Origin of the sequence: Ruegeria sp. SCP11 (genome assembly GCF_040329455.1) — a bacterium.
GTDB lineage: Bacteria > Pseudomonadota > Alphaproteobacteria > Rhodobacterales > Rhodobacteraceae > Ruegeria > Ruegeria atlantica_E.
On sequence record NZ_JBDZYG010000006.1, the window covers coordinates 54,706 to 73,228 of the forward strand.

21 protein-coding genes are annotated in these 18,523 nt (G+C 58.1%); 9 read left to right on the top strand and 12 right to left on the bottom strand.

Annotated elements, in window-relative coordinates:
- Positions 1-25: 25 nt before the first annotated feature.
- The 6 genes from ABLN94_RS10765 to ABLN94_RS10790 all read right to left on the bottom strand — a co-directional run bounded on the left by ABLN94_RS10765 (position 26) and on the right by ABLN94_RS10790 (position 5,364).
- The gene (locus ABLN94_RS10765) at positions 26-1,225 is read right to left on the bottom strand and encodes a TCR/Tet family MFS transporter (protein ID WP_352992254.1); all 1,200 of its coding nucleotides are present in this window, start codon (positions 1,223-1,225) and stop codon (positions 26-28) included.
- Positions 1,226-1,296: 71 nt separating this feature from the next.
- The gene (locus ABLN94_RS10770) at positions 1,297-2,019 is read right to left on the bottom strand and encodes an alpha/beta fold hydrolase (protein WP_352992256.1); all 723 of its coding nucleotides are present in this window, start codon (positions 2,017-2,019) and stop codon (positions 1,297-1,299) included.
- A 12-nt stretch (positions 2,020-2,031) separates the two neighbouring features.
- Complete coding sequence (gene pcaD / locus ABLN94_RS10775) at positions 2,032-2,820, bottom strand: 3-oxoadipate enol-lactonase (protein ID WP_352992258.1); 789 nt, start codon at positions 2,818-2,820, stop codon at positions 2,032-2,034.
- A 59-nt stretch (positions 2,821-2,879) separates the two neighbouring features.
- Positions 2,880-3,854, bottom strand: coding sequence for a threonine ammonia-lyase (locus ABLN94_RS10780; protein WP_352992260.1), 975 nt, complete (start codon positions 3,852-3,854; stop codon positions 2,880-2,882).
- Positions 3,851-4,678: an alpha/beta fold hydrolase gene (locus ABLN94_RS10785; protein ID WP_352992262.1), complete on the bottom strand. Its 828-nt coding sequence runs from the start codon at positions 4,676-4,678 to the stop codon at positions 3,851-3,853. The genes ABLN94_RS10780 and ABLN94_RS10785 overlap by 4 nt, the downstream gene beginning before the upstream one ends.
- Entirely contained in the window at positions 4,675-5,364 is a 690-nt protein-coding gene (locus ABLN94_RS10790; RefSeq protein WP_352992264.1) for a haloacid dehalogenase type II, read from the bottom strand. The genes ABLN94_RS10785 and ABLN94_RS10790 overlap by 4 nt, the downstream gene beginning before the upstream one ends.
- A gap of 128 nt (positions 5,365-5,492) precedes the next feature.
- On the opposite strand from ABLN94_RS10790, the gene ABLN94_RS10795 reads away from it, so the two are divergent.
- Positions 5,493-5,921 (top strand): FKBP-type peptidyl-prolyl cis-trans isomerase, encoded by a 429-nt coding sequence (locus ABLN94_RS10795; RefSeq protein ID WP_352992266.1) that lies wholly within the window; start codon positions 5,493-5,495, stop codon positions 5,919-5,921.
- 22 nt (positions 5,922-5,943) lie between these two features.
- Here ABLN94_RS10795 and ABLN94_RS10800 read toward each other — a convergent pair whose 3' ends face one another.
- Genes ABLN94_RS10800 through fabA form a run of 4 tightly spaced genes read right to left on the bottom strand, consistent with a single transcriptional unit; the run spans position 5,944 to position 8,773 of the window.
- Positions 5,944-6,129, bottom strand: a complete 186-nt coding sequence (locus tag ABLN94_RS10800; protein ID WP_352992268.1) for a hypothetical protein — start codon at positions 6,127-6,129, stop codon at positions 5,944-5,946.
- A gap of 59 nt (positions 6,130-6,188) precedes the next feature.
- Positions 6,189-6,980 (bottom strand): enoyl-ACP reductase FabI, encoded by a 792-nt coding sequence (locus tag ABLN94_RS10805; RefSeq protein ID WP_352992269.1) that lies wholly within the window; start codon positions 6,978-6,980, stop codon positions 6,189-6,191.
- A gap of 5 nt (positions 6,981-6,985) precedes the next feature.
- Positions 6,986-8,215, bottom strand: a complete 1,230-nt coding sequence (gene fabB, locus ABLN94_RS10810; RefSeq protein WP_352992271.1) for a beta-ketoacyl-ACP synthase I — start codon at positions 8,213-8,215, stop codon at positions 6,986-6,988.
- 48 nt (positions 8,216-8,263) lie between these two features.
- Positions 8,264-8,773 carry a bifunctional 3-hydroxydecanoyl-ACP dehydratase/trans-2-decenoyl-ACP isomerase gene (gene fabA, locus ABLN94_RS10815; protein WP_170492352.1) on the bottom strand — a complete coding sequence of 170 codons (510 nt, stop codon included), beginning with the start codon at positions 8,771-8,773 and terminating at the stop codon, positions 8,264-8,266.
- 188 nt (positions 8,774-8,961) lie between these two features.
- Between fabA and irrA the strand changes: the two genes are divergently transcribed.
- Positions 8,962-9,378: an iron response transcriptional regulator IrrA gene (gene irrA / locus ABLN94_RS10820; protein WP_352992273.1), complete on the top strand. Its 417-nt coding sequence runs from the start codon at positions 8,962-8,964 to the stop codon at positions 9,376-9,378.
- 2 nt (positions 9,379-9,380) lie between these two features.
- Here the strand turns inward: irrA and ABLN94_RS10825 are convergent, their stop codons facing one another.
- The gene (locus tag ABLN94_RS10825; RefSeq protein WP_352992275.1) at positions 9,381-10,271 is read right to left on the bottom strand and encodes a LysR family transcriptional regulator; all 891 of its coding nucleotides are present in this window, start codon (positions 10,269-10,271) and stop codon (positions 9,381-9,383) included.
- A gap of 87 nt (positions 10,272-10,358) precedes the next feature.
- Between ABLN94_RS10825 and ABLN94_RS10830 the strand changes: the two genes are divergently transcribed.
- A complete protein-coding gene (locus ABLN94_RS10830; protein ID WP_352992277.1) occupies positions 10,359-11,156 on the top strand; it encodes a phytanoyl-CoA dioxygenase family protein in 798 nt (265 codons plus the stop codon).
- A 7-nt stretch (positions 11,157-11,163) separates the two neighbouring features.
- Here ABLN94_RS10830 and ABLN94_RS10835 read toward each other — a convergent pair whose 3' ends face one another.
- The gene (locus ABLN94_RS10835) at positions 11,164-12,027 is read right to left on the bottom strand and encodes a hypothetical protein (RefSeq protein ID WP_352992279.1); all 864 of its coding nucleotides are present in this window, start codon (positions 12,025-12,027) and stop codon (positions 11,164-11,166) included.
- A gap of 120 nt (positions 12,028-12,147) precedes the next feature.
- Here ABLN94_RS10835 and miaB point away from each other — a divergent pair, with 120 nt between their 5' ends.
- The 6 genes from miaB to lnt all read left to right on the top strand — a co-directional run bounded on the left by miaB (position 12,148) and on the right by lnt (position 18,521).
- Positions 12,148-13,467, top strand: a complete 1,320-nt coding sequence (gene miaB, locus ABLN94_RS10840; RefSeq protein WP_352992281.1) for a tRNA (N6-isopentenyl adenosine(37)-C2)-methylthiotransferase MiaB — start codon at positions 12,148-12,150, stop codon at positions 13,465-13,467.
- Positions 13,468-13,649: 182 nt separating this feature from the next.
- Positions 13,650-14,414 carry an outer membrane protein gene (locus ABLN94_RS10845; RefSeq protein ID WP_352992283.1) on the top strand — a complete coding sequence of 255 codons (765 nt, stop codon included), beginning with the start codon at positions 13,650-13,652 and terminating at the stop codon, positions 14,412-14,414.
- Between the two features lie 139 nt (positions 14,415-14,553).
- Positions 14,554-15,576 carry a PhoH family protein gene (locus ABLN94_RS10850; protein WP_352992285.1) on the top strand — a complete coding sequence of 341 codons (1,023 nt, stop codon included), beginning with the start codon at positions 14,554-14,556 and terminating at the stop codon, positions 15,574-15,576.
- 33 nt (positions 15,577-15,609) lie between these two features.
- A complete protein-coding gene (gene ybeY, locus ABLN94_RS10855) occupies positions 15,610-16,104 on the top strand; it encodes an rRNA maturation RNase YbeY (protein WP_352992287.1) in 495 nt (164 codons plus the stop codon).
- A 36-nt stretch (positions 16,105-16,140) separates the two neighbouring features.
- Positions 16,141-17,028: a hemolysin family protein gene (locus tag ABLN94_RS10860; protein WP_170492374.1), complete on the top strand. Its 888-nt coding sequence runs from the start codon at positions 16,141-16,143 to the stop codon at positions 17,026-17,028.
- Positions 17,025-18,521, top strand: coding sequence for an apolipoprotein N-acyltransferase (lnt, locus tag ABLN94_RS10865; protein WP_352992289.1), 1,497 nt, complete (start codon positions 17,025-17,027; stop codon positions 18,519-18,521). Before ABLN94_RS10860 ends, lnt begins: the two co-directional genes overlap by 4 nt.
- Positions 18,522-18,523 lie beyond the last annotated feature (2 nt).

Below are 18,523 nucleotides of genomic sequence, written 5' to 3' on the forward strand. Positions count from 1 at the left end.
AGAATCCGTCATCGGCGCGTCGTTGTTACGCCACGACAGGGCGCGAGCGCAGAAACAGCGCGAATCCGACAATCATCAACAACATAGCCAACAAAAACGGTGCGCCGGGCAGGTAGAACGAGGCACCGGGTTTAATGAATTGCGCAAATACAGTGGTCATCACCAACGGTGAGATCACCATAGACAAAGCGTGAAGCGAGGTGAGAACGCCCTGCACCTCTCCTTGCTGCGAGTCGGGGGTGGCGCGCGATGTCAGGGCTTGCAAGGCAGGGGTTACGACAGCCCCAAGCGCAGTGATCGGGATCAACATCAGCGCTATGAAACCATTGGTCAAAAAGGCCAGCAGCAGGAAGCTGGCGATCTCGAACCCCATGCCGTAGATGATTGTGACCCTCTCGCCCAGATACCGGGTTGCGGGACGGATCAGGCCGCCTTGAACAGCGGCCATGCCAATTCCGTAGACGCCCAGCGACAAGCCGATCATTTGTGGAGACCAGCCGAAACGCTCGGTTGTGAAATACGCCCAGATCGCGGGATAGACGTAGATGGACACTGAATAGAGGAAATAGACCCAAAGCATCGGACGGATGCCGGGCAAGGCCGCAATGGCGCGCAGAGAGTTTACGGGATTGGCGCGGCGCAGGCTGAAGGCCCGGCGCGTTTTGTCTGTGACCGTTTCAGGCATCACCAACAGGCCAGCTAAAAAGGTCAACGCCGACAAGGCGGCAGCTGCCCAAAACGGCGCCCGGGTACCGTAATCAGCCAGCACCCCTCCGATGACCGGGCCAAGCACAAAGCCGACTCCAAAGGCCGCACCTAGCAGGCCGAAATTCGCGGCCTTTTCATGCGGTTTGGAAACATCGGCCATGAAGGCTGCCGCCGTGGCATGGGTGGCCGCCGTGATTCCTCCAACGATACGCCCGGCCAGCAGCAACCAGATGCTGCCTGCGACCGCCATCACTACATAGTCCAGCGACATGACGAACAACGACACCAGCAGAACAGTGCGCCGACCATAAGCATCAGACAAGTTTCCAAGAATCGGTCCGAAAACGAACTGCATCGCGGCAAAGGCGGTACTTAGAACGCCGCCCCAGATGGCGGCATCGGCCAGCGATCCGCCCTGAACCTCGACAATCAGGTCGGGCATAATCGGCAGCACCAAACCGATACCCATGGCGTCGATCATGACCGTGCCGAGAACGAAGAGAAAAGGAAGACGCATGACTACCGTTCGCGAGTTTCACCCAGACCCTATCACGCTTGGTTCACGTGTGAAGGATCGGTTACGTCGCGTTATGCCGCCGGTAGCTTTTGTTCCAGATCGTCGAGAATTTCAGCCAGATAGCGGGGATGTGAGAAGAACGGGGAATGCGAGCTGTTGATCGTCGCCCGCAAGTCCTCGGGCGCGATATGGCTCATCTGTTCTTCGTATTCCGTGGGGATCGTATGGTCGTCGGTGGCGCGGATATAGGCCTTGGGGACGTGCGCGAAGTTATCGGACAAGGGTAGAGGGGTATCTTGTGGAGCGATGGCCTGCGGGCACAGGCGCGCAAAAGCATAAGGCACGGTTTCGGGCGGGCAGTCGTGATAAAACAGGTCCTGCACCATATCTGGTTTGACTGTGTAGGACAGGCCATCTGCCGATTTTTCGACCGCATCGACGATGAGCTGACGGGGGGCTCGCTTGCGCATCTCGACCATGGATAGGCCGTCTTTCGGGACATAGGCGCACAGATAGATAAGCGCGCGCATGGCTTTCGCGTTTTTTTCGGCTGCAGCACTAATGGGATAGCCGCCCCAGGAATGCCCGACGATGATTGTTTGCGGGGTCGCGGCTGACAGAACCGCGTCCCGGCAACTGTCCAGCGTGACATCAGCAATCGGGGTGGGGTCTGACCCGTGGCTCGGCATGTCAATGGCGCGTGCGGTATGGCCCAGCGCTCCAAGGGCGGGAATCAGGTCGCGCCAACACCAGGCGCCGTGACAGGACCCGTGAACCAACAGAAAATCTGCCAATGCCGTCCTCCTTCAAATATGTCCGATTTCCGTCAGAAAATTACGCAGCAGGGCCGCATATTCCGACGGTTGTTCAACGCAGGGCAGATGACCGGCCCGGCGCATCAGTTCGAATTTGGAACCGGGGATCAGTTCGACGGTTTCGCGCACCAGATCGGGCGGAGTTGAGCCGTCCTCGCTGCCTGCAATTCCCAGCGTGGGTAGGCGCAGGCCGCTGGTTGGGGTGTAGAAATCCGTCCCCGAAATGGCGGCGCAGCAGCCCAGATACCCATCGACCGGTTGCCGCACCATCATGTTGCGCCACAGCAGATGGTTCGGCGAGGCGCGAAAGGTTTTCGAGAACCACCGCTCCATCGTCGCATCGGCCAGAGCTTCGATGCCGTCCTGACGCACGGCATCCGTCCGCTCTTGCCAGATCGACGGGATGCCGATCTTCGCGGCCGTGTTCGACAGCACCAGTGCACGAACCTGATCCATGCGTTTTACGGCCAGACCCTGCGCGATCAACCCGCCGATGGATAGGCCGACAAAGACACAATCACGGACGTTCAGATGATCCAGCAGCGCCTCGGCATCCCGCACCAGTGCGCCCATGGAGTATGGGGCTGGGGGTTGCGATGACAGACCGTGTCCTCGTTTGTCATAACGGATTATCCGCAGGCCCGCGGGCAGATGGGGCAGCATCGCGTCCCACAGGCGTAGATCGGTGCCCAATGAATTGGCAAAAACGATGGGCGCACCATCCGGATCACCATCGACCCGATAGTGCAGTTGCACCTCTCCTAAATCAGCGATTTGCATGACTTAATCCCCTGTGGTCATACGTTAATGCATCAAACTGGCTTAACTCTTGATCTATGTCAGGTCAGGAATTCCAGCGCTTTTCCAAAGACTTCCGGGTCCGTATTGCCTCCAGACGCCACAACAATCACTGCTTCGCCTTCGATTTCGTCCTTGCGGAACAGGGCCGAGGCCAGTGACACCGCACCGCCCGGTTCCAGTACGATTTTCAAGCGTAGAAAGGCCAGTGCCATGGCCTGCATTGCCTCTTCTTCGGTGACCGACAGGCCTGGACCGCACAGGCGTTTCAGGATCGGAAAGGTGATATCTCCGGGCTGCGGCGTCAGGATTGCATCACAGATATTGCCTGCGGCGGCGTTATTGTTCTGGATCTGACCGGTGGCCAGAGAGCGTTTGACGTCGTCGAACCCCTCTGGCTCGCACGGGCGGGCGCGCAGACCGGGAGCGTGGCCTTCCAACGCCAGCGCGATCCCCGAGGTCAACCCGCCTCCGCCGCAGCAAACCAGAACATCGGCCTTTTCAATCCCCATCGCCGAAGCTTGACGGGCGATCTCCAACCCGGTTGTGCCCTGACCGGCGATCACCTGCGGCTCATCATAGGGGCGGATCAGGGTCAGGCCGCGTTCGCTGGCCAGAGCCTTACCAATCTCTTCGCGGCTTTCGTTGGCGCGGTCGTACAGAACCACTTCACCTCCCAGCGCGCGGGTGTTGTCAATCTTCAGCTGCGGCGCGTCGGAAGGCATTACGATCACCGAAGATATACCATGCAGGGCAGCGGCACTTGCCACGCCCTGCGCATGATTGCCTGAGGAGTAGGCGATCACGCCGCGCTTCCGGTCAACTTCGCTGAGCGCTGAGATTGCCGACCAGGCGCCTCGGAACTTGAAGCTGCCGGTATGTTGCAGGCATTCTGGTTTCACCAACACCCGCCTGTCGGCCAATTCATCCAGAAACGGGGAGGTCAGCAGCGGCGTTTCCCGAACATGGCCCTGCAGCCGATCGGCGGCCGCTTCGATCATTTCCAGCGTGCTCATGCGGCGTCCAATACCTTGCGAATAAGGTCCAGAGACTGAGGTTCGTCCAGAAAGGGCACATGGCCGCGATCTGGCACTTCGGCTGATATAAGACCGGGATGACGTTTGTGCATTTCCGTCAGCGTGTCTTTGCCGAGTACATCCGAATTCTCGCCACGAATGACACCGGTAGGGATGTCGCGCAGAGCCTCGAAGAACATCCACAAATCCGGGGTCGCACCCGCCGCTGCCTGATCCAACAGCGCCGTGCGCAAGGCCGGGTCATAGCGCAGGGTTAGTCCGTCTTCGGTTTGTTCGAACTGGATTTCCGCCTGCTGCCGCCACCGTTCTAGCGTAACGCCGGGAAAGTGTGGGCTCATCACGTACTGTAGGGCCTGTGCAGCCTCGTCATAGGTGTTAGAGACAGGCTGTTTGCCCACATAGTCCATAATCTTGGCGATACCCACCGGGTCGATCACCGGCCCAACGTCGTTCAGGATGACACTGGATAGTCGCTCGGGGTGGCTGGCGGCCAGAGCCATGGCTATCAGACCACCGCGTGAGGTGCCAAGGACAGCCACGCGGTCCAGACCCAAGTGATCCAGTAGTTCAATAGCGTCATGGGACTCGCGAAAGATGTTGTAGTTCATGAAGTCCGGGTCGTAGTCCGATTCTCCGCGTCCCCGATAATCCATCGTGATCATCCGTAGATCGGTGACATGTGGTGCTAGGAACGAGAAATCTCGGCTGCACCGGGTCAGCCCAGCAAGACACAGCAGGGGCGCCCTAGACCCTGTGTCGGTGTAATACAGGCGCCTATCATCAGAGGTGGTGAAAAAAGTCATTCAAGACCAGCCAGTTGAGGGATTGTCGTCAGGTCGGACAGTACATGTGCTGGTGTCCAAGGCAAGCGGTCCATTGGTTCTTTTGCCCGATTAACCCACGCGGTCACGAACCCATAGCCGCAGGCACCGGCTGCATCCCAGCCGTTCGAGCTGACGAATAGTACCTCATCCCGTTCACCGCCGAACCGCTGTTGTACCAGATCGTAGACCGTGGAATGAGGTTTGAAGACGCCGACGCTTTCGACCGACAACACATCGTCCAACACGCCTCCGATGCCCGCCGACTTTACTGCGCCGTCCAGCATGGGAAGGGATCCGTTGGACAGGATTGCGGTGTTCAGACCACCATCTTTCAGGGCGGACAGCATTTGGGGAACTTCAGGATAGGCAAGCAACTCCCAATACAGGTCCAACAGGCGCTGGCGCAGGTTCGGGTCGCCGTCCAGCCCGGTGGCTTCCAGCGCCCAGTCCAGACCGTCTTGCGTGACGTCCCAGAAATCGGCATGGGCGTCGGTGATCGCGCGCAACCAGGTGTATTGCAATTGTTTCAGCCGCCAGTGGTTGGCAAGTTCAGGCCATTTTTGTTGCAACTTCTCGAAACCGGGTTCGGCTGCGGCCTGCCGCGCGGCGGCGGCGACGTCGAACAGCGTGCCATAGGCATCGAATACGCAAGTGGTGATTGGCATCTGGTCCCCTCCCTTGATCGGGCGCAGGTTGGCACAACAGTGGTAAGTGCAAAAGGGGGGAAGGGTTTACAATACCGTGTTACCTCCTAGGGTGGGCCGCTCAACTTTCTAACGGCCGGAGGCCACCCATGACCGAGATCAAGCAAGGCGACACGGTTCGCATCCATTACAAGGGCACGCTGCTGGACGGGAACGTATTCGACAGTTCCGAAGGGCGCGATCCGCTTGAATTCGTGGTCGGGTCCGGTCAGATCATTCCGGGTCTGGATACGGCCATGCCAGGACTGACCGTGGGCGAGAAAAAACGCGTTGAGATTGCCTGCGTGGATGCCTACGGGCCAATAAACCCGGCGATGCGCCAGCAGATTCCGCGTGAGGGAATTCCGGACGATGTGCCTTTGGACCCCGGAACACAGTTGCAAATGCAAACGCCAGACGGGCAGGCGTTACCAGTGACCGTTGTCGACTCGGATGAGGCAACCGTCACGCTGGACGCAAACCACCCGTTGGCCGGTCAGGATCTGATTTTTGATATTGAGGTCGTCTCGATCAATTGACCGCTTTGATCAGTGCGTCGGATCAGCCTGAAATCAGGCTGGTCCAAGAGGCGAAAGTCGCACGCACATCTGATTGCGTGAAATACACAAACAGAATCAACAACGTGGTAAGAGCCAGTAGCGCAATCCGGCCTCGTTGTCCCAGAAAGCCCTGCTTGCGCCGGGAAACCCGCGTGTTGTTGGCAATGATTTGGTCTGCTTTGCTCATGCCGCTATCCGTGCCCGCGAAAGATGGTCAAATCTTGGCGCAGGCAGGGAAAGATCGGGTCACATATGATCGGGTTGCGGCATGCCCAGAACGTGGAAGCCACCGTCGACACGAATGATTTCGCCCGAGGTGCAGGCTCCGGCATCCGAGGTCAGATAAACAGCCGTTCCACCGACCGCTTCAAGCGTCGCGTTCGAGCGCATCGGTGCGTTTTGATCGCAGAACTTGTATGTCCTGCGGGCACCACCAATTGCCGCGCCTGCCAGTGTTTTCATCGGGCCGGGCGAGATGGCGTTCACACGGATACCTTCGGGGCCCAGATCATTGGCCAGATAGCGCGTCGCAGATTCCAGCGCGGCCTTCGCCACACCCATCACGTTATAATTCGGCACCACGCGGTTCGAACCCTGATAGGTGAGCGTCAGCAACGTGCCCCCATTCTCCTTCATCAGAGGATATGCGCGGCGCGCGACTTCGATGAAGGAATAGGCTGAGACATCCATCGAGTGCTTGAAGTTCGCACGCGTGGTGTTCAGGAACCGGCCCGTAAGTTCGGATTTGTCCGAATAGGCGATAGCGTGAACGACAAAATCGATCGTTGGCCAACGCGCGCCCAACTCACTGAATGCGCGATCTAGCGATTCGTCGTCGGTGACGTCCGCATCCACCATGAAGTCGCTGCCCAAGCTTTGCGCCAGTGGCTCTAGCCGCTTGCCGAATGCCTCACCCTGATAGGTAAAGGCCAGTTCCGCGCCTGCCTCGTGCATGGCCTTGGCAATGCCCCACGCAATCGAACGGTCATTTGCCACGCCCATGATCAGGCCGCGTTTGCCCTTGAGAAGTTCCGACATCTTGTTCACCCGTTATACTTGGACAGAACCATGGATCCGTTGGTGCCACCAAAGCCGAAGCTGTTGGTCATCACGCTGTCCAAGCCTGCGTTTTCAACCACTTGAGTTGCAATTTCACCGGGCAGGATGCCTTCGGCTAGTGTGTCGACGTTGATCGACGGAGTAATAAAGTCGTTGTCCAGCATCAGCAGACAGAAGATCGCTTCAAGCGCGCCTGCCGCGCCTTGCGCGTGGCCCGTCATCGACTTGGTCGATGAAATCGGGGGCACGTTGCCTTCACCAAAGATGCGGCGCACGGCTTCGACCTCACCCACATCACCGACCGGGGTCGAGGTGCCGTGGGCGTTGATGTAACCGACCTTGCGACCTTCGGGCAGCGTATCCAGCGCCAGACGCATCGCGCGCTCGCCGCCTTCGCCCGACGGGGCCACCATGTCATGCCCGTCCGAGGTAGCGGCATAACCGGTGACCTCGGCGTAAATCTTGGCGCCACGGGCCAGCGCATGGTCCAGATCCTCTAGCACGACGATGCCGCCACCGCCCGAGATCACGAACCCGTCGCGGTCTTGGTCAAACGCGCGCGAGGCTTTTTCCGGCGTGTCGTTATATTTGGACGACATAGCGCCCATCGCATCGAACAGGCAGGACAAGGTCCAGTCCAGCTCTTCGCCGCCACCGGCGAACATCACGTCCTGCTTGCCCAGCATGATCTGCTCTGCCGCGTTACCGATGCAATGCAGCGAGGTCGAGCAGGCAGAGGTGATCGAATAGTTGATACCCTTGATCTTGAACGCGGTCGCAAGGTTCGCGGAAATCGTCGAGCACATGCACTTTGGCACCGCAAATGGGCCAATCCGCTTGGTGGCACCGGTTTTCAGTACGGTCTGATGTGCCGTCAGCATGGCGCTGGTCGATGGGCCACCTGAACCGGCGACCAAACCTGTACGTGGGTTCTGAACCTGATCCTCGGTCAGGCCGGAATCAGCGATTGCCTGGCTCATCGCTATATGGGCATAGGCTGCGCCCGGACCCATAAAGCGCAGTGTGCGCTTGTCCACGTGTTCGGACACGTCGATCTTGAGCGTTCCGGCGATCTGGCTGCGGAAGCCGTGTTCCACCATCTGCTCGTTGGCCTCGATGCCGGATTTGCCTGCTTTGAGCGAGGCGAGAACCTCTTCGGCATTGTTCCCGATTGAGGAGACAATTCCCAAACCGGTGACGACGACGCGACGCATATGCGTACTCCTGTGTTCCGTTCCCTTTTGCATTCCCGTCAGCTGGGATCAGCTTTCGGACAATGCAACCTTCATGTCTTTGACTTGATAGATCACTTCGCCATCCGCTTCGACCCGGCCATCGGCCACACCCATGGTCAGGCGACGGGTCTGAACGGCCTTGGTGAAATCGACGTAATACTTCAGCATTTTGCGGTCAGGGCGGACCATGCCAGTCAGTTTGACCTCACCTACGCCCAACGCATAGCCGCGCCCTTGCCATCCACGCCAGCCCAGGTTGAATCCGGTCAGTTGCCACAGGCCATCGAGGCCCAGGCAACCGGGCATGATCGGATTGCCGGGGAAATGGCAATCAAAGAACCAAAGGTCCGGGGTAATGTCGAATTCGGCAACTACGTGGCCTTTGCCATGCGCGCCGCCATCGCCGGAAACCTCGGTGATGCGGTCCATCATCAGCATCGGCGGGGCAGGCAGCTGCGCGTTGCCGGGGCCGAATAACTCGCCACGGGCGCATTTCAGCAGATCGTCCTTGTCAAAGCTGCTCGGGAATTGGGCCATTCTGCCGCCTCTCCTGCCAGGGGTCCGTTTATATAATCTGGCCTCGTCTAGCACCCGTACGCAAGGTCCTGCAAGAGCGCTCGCCCACATCATGTTGTGTTCAGTGCATTCTTTGCGAATGAATTTCATTTGAAATTGCCTGACCAGAGCACTTATATATACTTCAGCAAAGAACGGGTATCGGATTCATGACACCTCAGAGCCAGAACATAGCCACGAATTGGTTGGTCAACGCGGGATTGCGCCCGACGCGTCAGCGCGTTGCTCTGGCCGAATTGCTGGTTGGCGACGGGCGGCACCGGCATGTCACGGCAGAAAGCCTGTTTGAAGCGGCGAAAAAGAACGGTGACGCCGTGTCTTTGGCGACCGTTTACAACACCTTGCGTGCATTCTGCGACGCAGGTGTTCTTCAGGAAATCACCGTGGATGGATCGAAAAGCTATTTCGATACCAATACTCACGATCACCCTCATTTCTATTGGGAAGATGAGAGCCGCCTGAGTGACGCGCCCTCGGATCAACTGGTGATTCAGCGTCTGCCGGATGCGCCCGAAGGGGTTGAAATCGCGTCTGTCGACGTCGTAATTCGCCTGCGAAAAAAGTAACCTTACTTCATTAATCGGATCAGAGCGCGTTCTGCGGCTGCAGTTTGCGCATCTGTAGGGCCTGTGCCATGCCGTGCAAGCACCACGGGCTCGGCCGCGAACGAGTCCGAAACGGGCAGGCTCTGCAACGGCATATTGTCATAGCTGATATCTGCCGGGGGATTGGCGTAGCTGATCGCAACCCCTTCGCCTTGCGCCGCAAGGCTGCGCTGAATCTCCAGCGAAGCCGCCCGGTGTGCCACCATAGGGCTTTCACCAATCTGCCGAAACAGCCCCAGCACGTGCTGCGCTGATAGCCCCTCCTCGGACAGGATCAGTGGATAGGTTGCCAATTCGGTTAGCGAAACGTCGCGTTGCGCGGCCAGAGGGTGGTCCGGTGTCAGCAGTGCGTTGGGAGTGCTCCTGAACAACGTCTGCCGGGTAAAACTCGCATCCATGCTCAGCCCGTAGGTCACAGCCAGATCAATCCGACCGTCGATCAGACCCGAGATCAGGCCCTGAAAGCTGTCGACCCTGTAGGTTATTGCGACATCCGGCAACTCAGCGCGCAATTGTCTAAGAGCGCGGGCCAACAGAAACGGGGCTAGGTCAACAAAGCATCCTAGCCGTAGCCGCGCCTTTCCCGCCCAGGTGTCGGTGGAGTTTTCCAGCCGCGCGGCACTGGCCAGCAAGGCCTCGGCTTCTTCGATGAAATTGCGCCCTTGCGGTGTCAGCGTCATCGCCGCCCCGCGCCTGCGAGCGAAGAGGGGATAGCCCAGTTGTTCTTCGACTCGGGTTAGCGCGTTGGACAGGGCGGGCTGCGAGACATTCAGGTTCTGTGCCGCGGCGGACAGGCTGCCATGCCGGCCGATGGCACAGATATATTCGTACTGGCGCAGAGAAATATATAACATGAGATTAAGTGTATCTTTGAAAGATATGACTTGAACAGAGGGCTTTCCCATGTGCAGATCACTCAACCCTACGGCACGGAGACAGACATGACGCATCCTCTGGTCACACAAGAGATGATCGACACCTATCAGCAGGACGGAGTCGTCCTGATCAAAGGGCTGTTTGCCGATCACGTTGAAGCTCTGCGCGAGGGCGTGGCCGCAAATATGGCCGAGCCGGGGCCGTATGCATCGGAAAACAAGAAGCAGGGTGAGACTGGTCTGTTCTTTGACGATTACTGCAACTGGTCGCGGATTGATCAGTTTCGTGATGTGATTGAAAACTCACCGGCGGCCGAGGTTGCGGCGGACCTGATGCAATCGCAGACCGTGCAGATGTTCCACGATCACGTTCTGGTCAAGGAGCCTGGGACGTCGATGGCAACCCCGTGGCATCAGGATGGGCCGTATTATTTTGTCGAAGGGCAACAGACGATCAGCTTCTGGTCGCCACTGGACCCGGTGAAACAGGCAACACTGCGTTGTGTCGCCGGCTCGCACCGGTGGGAGAAAGAGGTTCTGCCGACCCGGTGGGTCTCGGAAGAAGGGTTTTTCCCCGATGAGGGCCAATATATCCCCGTCCCGGACCCGGATGCCGAGGGCATGAAGGTTGTCGAATTTGAGATGGAACCGGGTGACGCGGTGGCGTTCAATTATCGCACGCTTCATGGCGCGCGCGGGAACCAGTCGGATAGCCGCCGCCGAGCGTTTTCACTGCGTCTGGTTGGGGATGATGCGCGGTATGTGGAACGTCCGGGCCGGACGTCTCCGCCGTTTCCTGGTCATGACATGACCCCTGGCCAGCGCCTGCGCGAAGATTGGTTCCCGGTGCTTCTGCAGCGCTGAGGTGTGCTCAGAACCATTGGCCTGATTCGATCAGCCCGAGATCGAGCAACTGGCCGGATGTCCACTGGAACGGCACCGAATTGCGCCAGCAGAAAGTCGGGATGTCGAATGCGGACCCGGCATTGCTTTTCAACGCCTTGGCCGCGCGGAATGAGCACACAGCAGCTGTCATGTTGTGATGCCACGGGCAGGAATAGGTATTGTATTCCGGCTCGTTGAACGTGTGATCGGGGCGCAATTTCAGACCTTTGTGGGACCTGAACAGGGCGATCCGGTCGATACGGCGGCGCTCGTACGGAATGTGATCCTCGAACCGCCAGCGCAAGCCACCGGACATGTCCAACTGCCGTTCGACAGGGTGGCCCTCGGAGTCGTGCCGGGTGTGGGCGTAGTATCCCGTGCTGTCCAGCATCGCGCGGTCCGGGGCGACGCCATTCGGAAAGGCGTCCAGGTCGTCGGCGTAGAGGTCAATGACGTGGCTCAGCATTGCATCCCGACGTTCTTCGGCGTGAAAGGCCAGCAATTCGCCCACTGTGCGGGTCTCGCAAAATGGAAAGAACAAGTACTCAGCATTGAAGCAATAGTACATCCAAACGCCGGGCGCTGCCTGAATGATCTTGTTTATGGTTTCAAAAACGACCGCTCCGGGCACGCAGGTCAAGGTAACGCGATGAATCCGACCTGATAATTCAGGGGCCAGCGCAGAGTCTTGAGGCATGAAGGCGATTACGGACTTAAATCCCAGGTGGAGGTGGTGTCGGATGGTGCTGTCGACTTCCACTGCGTCCTCGGCAAAGATCAGTGCGACCGGCCCCTTGGCTAGGGCTGATTTGCCTGAGTTCAGGAAAACATCAAGTGTGTCGTATTGCATTGCCTGTCCGGTTCCACTTGGCTGGAATCTTCGGCCAAAATCGGGTATCCGCCTCGGCATTGCAAGCGGCGTTCGTAGAGTATAGATGACGCCGATCCCGCGAATGCAAAGGCCATATCCATGTCAGAACCCAAAAAGCTGTACATCAAAACCTATGGTTGCCAGATGAACGTCTATGACAGCGAGCGCATGTCCGAGACGCTGGGCGGGCAGGGCTATGTCGAAACCCAAAGCCCCGATGACGCGGATATGATTCTGCTGAACACCTGCCACATCCGCGAAAAGGCGGCGGAAAAGGTCTATTCCGAGCTTGGCCGGTTCAAAGGGCTAAAGGCGGAAAAGCCTGACTTGAAAATTGGTGTGGCGGGATGTGTGGCTCAGGCCGAGGGCGAAGAGATCATGCGCCGTCAGCCTCTGGTGGATCTGGTCGTGGGACCGCAAAGCTATCACCGCCTGCCCGAGATGGAGGCCAAGACACGCGCCGGCGCTAAGGCGCTGGACACGGATTTCCCCGAAGAAGACAAGTTCGAAAAGCTGAAGAACCGTCCCAAGGCCAAGCGTGGCCCGACGGCGTTTCTGACCGTGCAGGAAGGCTGCGACAAATTTTGTGCATTCTGCGTGGTGCCCTATACCCGCGGTGCCGAAGTCAGCCGCCCGGCGGATCGCATCATCCGCGAGGCCCACGATTTGGTCGAACGTGGGGTGCGCGAGATCACTCTGCTGGGTCAGAACGTCAACGCCTATCACGGCGCGGGCGCGAACGGAGACATGACGCTGGCGGGGCTGATTTGGGAGTTGAACAAGGTCGACGGGCTGGAGCGTATCCGCTTTACGACCTCGCATCCCAATGACATGGCCGATGACTTGATCGAGGCGCACGGGACCTGCAATAAATTGATGCCGTATCTGCACCTGCCGGTACAGTCGGGCTCGGATCGCATCCTCAAGCGTATGAACCGTAGCCACACCGCGGAAAGCTATCTGCGCCTGATCGAGCGTATCCGCGCGGCGCGTCCAGATATCGTGATGTCGGGCGACTTCATTGTTGGCTTCCCTGAAGAGACTGAAGAGGATTTTCAGGCCACGCTAGATTTGGTGGAACAAGTCAAATACGGCTATGCCTATTCCTTCAAATATTCGACACGTCCCGGAACCCCCGCGGCCGAGCGGTCTCAGGTTGATCCTGCGGCGGCGGATGACCGCCTACAGAGCCTGCAGGCACTGATCACCCAGCATCAGCGAGAAATTCAGGACGCAATGGTCGGTCGCAAAGTCCGCGTTCTGTTCGAAAAATCAGGTCGCTTGCCGGGGCAAATGGTTGGAAAATCCGAGTATTTGCATTCGGTTCACGTATCCAATGCCGATGTATCCATTGGCGAATTAAGGGATGTTTTGATCACCGATTCGGGCGCCAATTCTCTGGCGGGCGCATTGATCTGACTTGGTTTTCAGGTGCTGTCTGAAAGCCATAGTTGGCATTTGGGTTAAAAATTAACCCTTGATTTATCAATGAAAAATATGCTCCCAGAAAGGCCAGTTTTTTGGGGGCCTAGGGCTCCGTGTTGAAAAAAATCCAGATCTGCGCGGGTTCGATAGCCGGGGCGGCGTTATGGAGGGTACGAGTGAATATCCTGACACGTTACATTGGACCAAACAGCCGGCTTGTCTTTTCAGCAGTGCTCGTGCTTTCCCTAATCTCAAGCGCGACGGTCGCAGGTAATCTGGAGCAAGGCGTGTCCGATCCGCCGATTGTGAGCCCAACGCGGATCGGCAGTGACGTGAGCGCGTTTTATCTGGGCCTGAGCGGAGCATATGCAACCGGCGGCACAGATCGATTCGGGTTAACCACCCCCGGTGGCACCTTTAATATCGGAGAACTGGACCTGAGTGGGGGCTACGGTGGTATCCGGGGCGGCTGGCGCGGTGTGCTGCCTGCTATGGGCGGGCGCGACTATGTCTACGGGTTCGAGCTGGGGTATGATTTCGGGACGCTGGATGACGATGTCATGACTGAAATCGGCAGCGTGACGGTCACTGGTGGGTCCGAAGTTTCGGATATTCTGTCGGTGCGGTTCCGGAATGGTTTGACCAATAGAAGCGGCACAGTTTTGTATTTCATAACAGTCGGATACGTGCAGGGTGATGTCACAACCACCAGCAGTCTGGCGTCAGGGGCAACGGTTCAACCCTTTGAGGAAAACGATACTCGCAACGGTTTTTCGGCCAGTATCGGTGCAGAACATAGCCTGAGCGAGAATTGGTCTATCACGGGTGAATACGAATATGTGCAGTTCGACTCGCAGGAGGTTGAGTTTGAGAATGGGTTCTCGACGAAATCAACGCCGCGCTATCATGGTCTGCGCTTCGGTTTGAATTATACGTTCTAGACAACCTTCAGCGTGGGTATCCGCATTTGCCAACTATCGGCGGTTTTGCCATCCGTCAGGTAAATTTTGAAACTGTGGCTTGCGCCCACCAAGAGTTGTTGTCTACGCTCAAGGTGAAACGCCAAGACAGGAGAACGGATTGGCCATCGGTGCCCTAACCCCACCGCAAGATGACATGCCCCAACGCGAGGCGTTTGTTGAATTCCCTGACAATCGGTTGTTGATTGATTTGTGCGGCGGGTATGACCGCAACCTGACCGAAATCGAACAAAAGCTGTCCGTCCAGATCGTGCGCCGCGGCAACCAATTGGTTGTCATGGGCGACGAGGATTCCCAGAAACAGGCAATCGAGGTGCTGCAAGCCCTCTACACCCGCCTGGAAGGGGGGCGCGACGTGGAAGCGGCCGATGTAGACCGTGAACTGCGAATGGGTAATTCCGAGCAGGGCACCGGCAGTCGCGACGGCGATCAGCTTGAGATGTTCAAAGGCGGCACGGTCGAAATCAAAACCCGGAAAAAGCTGGTCGAGCCGCGCACCGATGCGCAGAAGGCTTATGTTCAGTCGCTGTTCAACAATGAACTGGCCTTTGGGATCGGTCCCGCAGGCACCGGTAAGACTTATTTGGCCGTAGCCGTAGGCGTGTCGATGTTCATCGGCGGGCATGTGGATCGGATCATTCTCAGCCGACCTGCAGTCGAGGCGGGTGAGAAGCTGGGCTATTTGCCCGGTGACATGAAGGACAAGGTCGATCCCTACATGCAGCCGCTCTATGACGCGCTGAATGATTTCCTGCCCGGCAAGCAACTGGCCAAGCTGATTGAAGAAAAGCGAATCGAGATCGCTCCGTTGGCTTTCATGCGCGGGCGGACGCTGGCCAATGCGTTCGTGGTGCTGGATGAGGCACAGAACGCCACGACCATGCAGATGAAAATGTTCCTGACTCGTCTGGGTGAGGGCAGCCGTATGGTGATCACTGGTGATCGCTCGCAGGTCGATCTGCCGCGCGGGGTACAGTCGGGGCTGGCGGATGCGGAACGTCTTCTGAAGACGATTCCGAATATCAGCTTTAACTACTTCACCTCCAAAGACGTCGTGCGCCACCCGCTTGTCGCCGCCATCATCGAGGCGTATGAGGCCGACTCAGGCCGCGAGACGGGGTGATCGTCCGAGGCCACGGGCTTTGGGCATGGTGAGATGAACCTTGAACTGACGATTGAAGATGCGCGCTGGCAGGGGCTGGAACCCTTGGCGACGCGCGCCATTGGGGCAGTGCTGGGTCATTGTGGTCTGGACGGAGATCTGTGCGAAATCAGCCTGTTGGCCTGCGATGATGCCCGAATTGCCGAGCTGAATGCCGAATTTCGGGAAAAGCCTGCGCCAACCAACGTACTCAGTTGGCCAGCTGAAGATCTGGCTGCGGAACAGCCGGGTGCGATGCCAGCGCAGCCCGAACCTGATTTCACGGGAGAAATCGCGCTGGGCGATATCGCGATTGCCTATGAGACTTGTTCGCGTGAGGCGGCCGAGACAGGCAAAACCATGGATGACCACGTCACGCATCTGATCATTCACGGAATGTTGCATTTGCTGGGATACGATCACATTCGTGACCCCGACGCCAATTTGATGGAAGGGGTTGAGGTCGCTATACTTGGCAAACTGGGTATTGATGACCCATATAAAGCGTAGAGTGGGCCGCTAGGCCCGAATATTTGGAACAGGACTATGGGCGATACAGACGGCAGTTCTATGGCGGCGCATGGCGCGCAACCGAAGGACGGCAGTGACAATGTCAAAGAGAAAACCGGATTTTTTTCTCGAATAGTGGACGCATTTTCGCCACACGGCGAGGATGAGGTTCACGAAGCCAACGGGCACGAGGTCGACAAGGTACAACCTCGCGGCATGATCAACCTGCGACGGATGCGGGTCGAGGACGTGGCCATACCGACGGCCGAGATCATCGCTGTTCCATCGACCATCGCCAAGGATGAGTTGGCGCAGTTGTTCCGCGAAAGCGGTCTGTCACGGATTCCGGTGTATGAGGGCACGCTCGATACTCCATTGGGTTTCGTGCATCTCAAAGACTTTGCCCTGACCCATGGTTTCAACGGTGGATCTACCGAATTCGATCTGGTTTCGATGCTACGGACGTTACTATTCGTGCCGCCCTCGATGCCGATTGGCGTGTTGATGACCAAGATGCAGACCGAGCGCCGCCACATGGCCTTGGTGATCGACGAGTATGGTGGCGTTGACGGCTTACTGACCATCGAGGATCTGATCGAGCAAGTGGTCGGCGAAATCGCAGACGAGCATGACGCGGATGAAGATCAGCTTTGGGTGCAGGAGAAACCCGGCTGTTACATCGTTCAGGCGCGCGTCCCACTTGAGGAGTTCGAGGCCGAGATCGGACGCTCTTTGACCAGTCATGAGGACGTGGACGAGGAAGAGATCGACACTCTGGGTGGTCTGGTCTTCATGCTGTCGGGCCGGGTGCCCGCGCGTGGCGAGGTTGTTTTGCATCCCGAAGGGCCGGAATTTGAAGTGATCGACGCCGACCCGCGTCGGATCAAGCGTTTACGTGTGATGTTACCGGAAATCGCTGCATGAACCCTGCTCAGGGCTGGCGCTTTTGGCTGAGGTTCTTGTTGGCGGCACTGCTTGGTGTACTGGCTGCGTTCGGCCTTGCGCCTTTTGGTGTTTGGGGAGCAACTCTGGTTGCGTTGGTGTTGTTGGCACCTCTGTTCCTTTCGACTGAGACAAAAGCGCGAGCCGCTTGGCTAGGCTGGGCCTTTGCCACGGGGTATTTTGCGCATGGTCTCAGCTGGATTGTTGAACCGTTTCTCGTTGATGCCGAACGACACGCGTGGATGGCGCCGTTTGCTCTGGTCTTCATGGCGGGAGGGTTGGCCTTGTTCTGGGCGCTCGCTTTTGGACTGGCACGGCGACCGGGTAGCAGCGCGGTCGAGCAAGCTATCTTTCTGGCGGTGGCTGTTTCTCTGGCGGAATGCGCTAGGGGGTATGTGCTGACCGGCTTCCCTTGGGCCGGGTTGGCACAGGTTTGGCTGGATACTCCAGTGGCTCAGCTCTTGTCGATATTCGGGCCGTACGGACTGGGAGCATTGACTCTGTTTGCGACGCTGCCCCTGGGAGCGGCTTTGTCGCAACGACGCGGGTTTGTGCTTCCGCTCGGCCTGACGGTCGGCGCCGTGTGTCTGGTGCTGGGCTATGCTTCGACACGTCCGGACGTTACTGGCACTGAACATGTCGTGCGTCTGATCCAACCCAACGCGCCACAGCATCAGAAATGGGACCCGGACTATACGCCGCTTTTTTTCGCGCGACAGATTGAGTTTACCGCGGCGCAGCCGCGGCCAGACCTGATCGTCTGGCCCGAAACCTCGATCCCCGCTTGGCTGGGGAGTGCGCAGCCTTACCTCGATGTTGTTGTCGATGCAGCGCAGGGGGCGCCGGTGTTCTTGGGCATTCAGCGCGGTGATGGGCCGCGCATTTACAACTCGATGGTCTACCTGAATGAGGACGGTCAGCAGCAGGGGTTGTACGACAAGCACCACCTTGCGCCTTTTGGCGAATACGTGCCGTTCGGAAACCTGATGGCTGAGTTTGGCATTCACGGGATGGCCACTACGGCTGGCCATGGGTTCAGCGCAGGACCGGGGGCCGCGCTGATGGATGCAGGCAAGCTGGGCAAGGCGTTGCCGCTGATCTGCTACGAGGCTGTGTTTACTCAGGATGTCCTGTCCGCTCCGGAGCGCGCGGATTTCCTACTGCAGATTACCAATGACGCGTGGTTTGGTACGTGGTCAGGTCCTTATCAGCATTTGGTACAGGCGCAGATGCGCGCAATTGAGCAGGGGCTGCCGATGATGCGCGCGGCCAATACAGGCGTTTCGGCAATGATCGACCCGCTGGGACGCATCACCGATGCGCTGGCTTTGGGTCAGACGGGTTTTGTGGATGCAAAACTGCCTGCGCCGCTGGCGCCGACAATTTACTCCGGCACTGGGGACTTTCCTGTCTTTGCGCTGCTGTTGGCTATGTTTGCACTGCTTTGGCGCAACGCGCGCCGAGAACACGCTTAATT

Excerpts from the sequence above, each read along its gene's own strand:
- ABLN94_RS10765 (WP_352992254.1), bottom strand. The coding sequence starts at position 1,225 with ATGCGTCTTCCTTTTCTCTTCGTTCTCGGCACGGTCATGATCGACGCC.
- pcaD (WP_352992258.1), bottom strand. The coding sequence starts at position 2,820 with ATGCAAATCGCTGATTTAGGAGAGGTGCAACTGCACTATCGGGTCGAT.
- ABLN94_RS10780 (WP_352992260.1), bottom strand. The coding sequence starts at position 3,854 with ATGAGCACGCTGGAAATGATCGAAGCGGCCGCCGATCGGCTGCAGGGC.
- ABLN94_RS10785 (WP_352992262.1), bottom strand. The coding sequence starts at position 4,678 with ATGACTTTTTTCACCACCTCTGATGATAGGCGCCTGTATTACACCGAC.
- ABLN94_RS10790 (WP_352992264.1), bottom strand. The coding sequence starts at position 5,364 with ATGCCAATCACCACTTGCGTATTCGATGCCTATGGCACGCTGTTCGAC.
- ABLN94_RS10795 (WP_352992266.1), top strand. The coding sequence starts at position 5,493 with ATGACCGAGATCAAGCAAGGCGACACGGTTCGCATCCATTACAAGGGC.
- ABLN94_RS10800 (WP_352992268.1), bottom strand. The coding sequence starts at position 6,129 with ATGAGCAAAGCAGACCAAATCATTGCCAACAACACGCGGGTTTCCCGG.
- ABLN94_RS10805 (WP_352992269.1), bottom strand. The coding sequence starts at position 6,980 with ATGTCGGAACTTCTCAAGGGCAAACGCGGCCTGATCATGGGCGTGGCA.
- fabB (WP_352992271.1), bottom strand. The coding sequence starts at position 8,215 with ATGCGTCGCGTCGTCGTCACCGGTTTGGGAATTGTCTCCTCAATCGGG.
- fabA (WP_170492352.1), bottom strand. The coding sequence starts at position 8,773 with ATGGCCCAATTCCCGAGCAGCTTTGACAAGGACGATCTGCTGAAATGC.
- irrA (WP_352992273.1), top strand. The coding sequence starts at position 8,962 with ATGACACCTCAGAGCCAGAACATAGCCACGAATTGGTTGGTCAACGCG.
- ABLN94_RS10825 (WP_352992275.1), bottom strand. The coding sequence starts at position 10,271 with ATGTTATATATTTCTCTGCGCCAGTACGAATATATCTGTGCCATCGGC.
- ABLN94_RS10830 (WP_352992277.1), top strand. The coding sequence starts at position 10,359 with ATGACGCATCCTCTGGTCACACAAGAGATGATCGACACCTATCAGCAG.
- ABLN94_RS10835 (WP_352992279.1), bottom strand. The coding sequence starts at position 12,027 with ATGCAATACGACACACTTGATGTTTTCCTGAACTCAGGCAAATCAGCC.
- miaB (WP_352992281.1), top strand. The coding sequence starts at position 12,148 with ATGTCAGAACCCAAAAAGCTGTACATCAAAACCTATGGTTGCCAGATG.
- ybeY (WP_352992287.1), top strand. The coding sequence starts at position 15,610 with ATGAACCTTGAACTGACGATTGAAGATGCGCGCTGGCAGGGGCTGGAA.
- ABLN94_RS10860 (WP_170492374.1), top strand. The coding sequence starts at position 16,141 with ATGGGCGATACAGACGGCAGTTCTATGGCGGCGCATGGCGCGCAACCG.
- lnt (WP_352992289.1), top strand. The coding sequence starts at position 17,025 with ATGAACCCTGCTCAGGGCTGGCGCTTTTGGCTGAGGTTCTTGTTGGCG.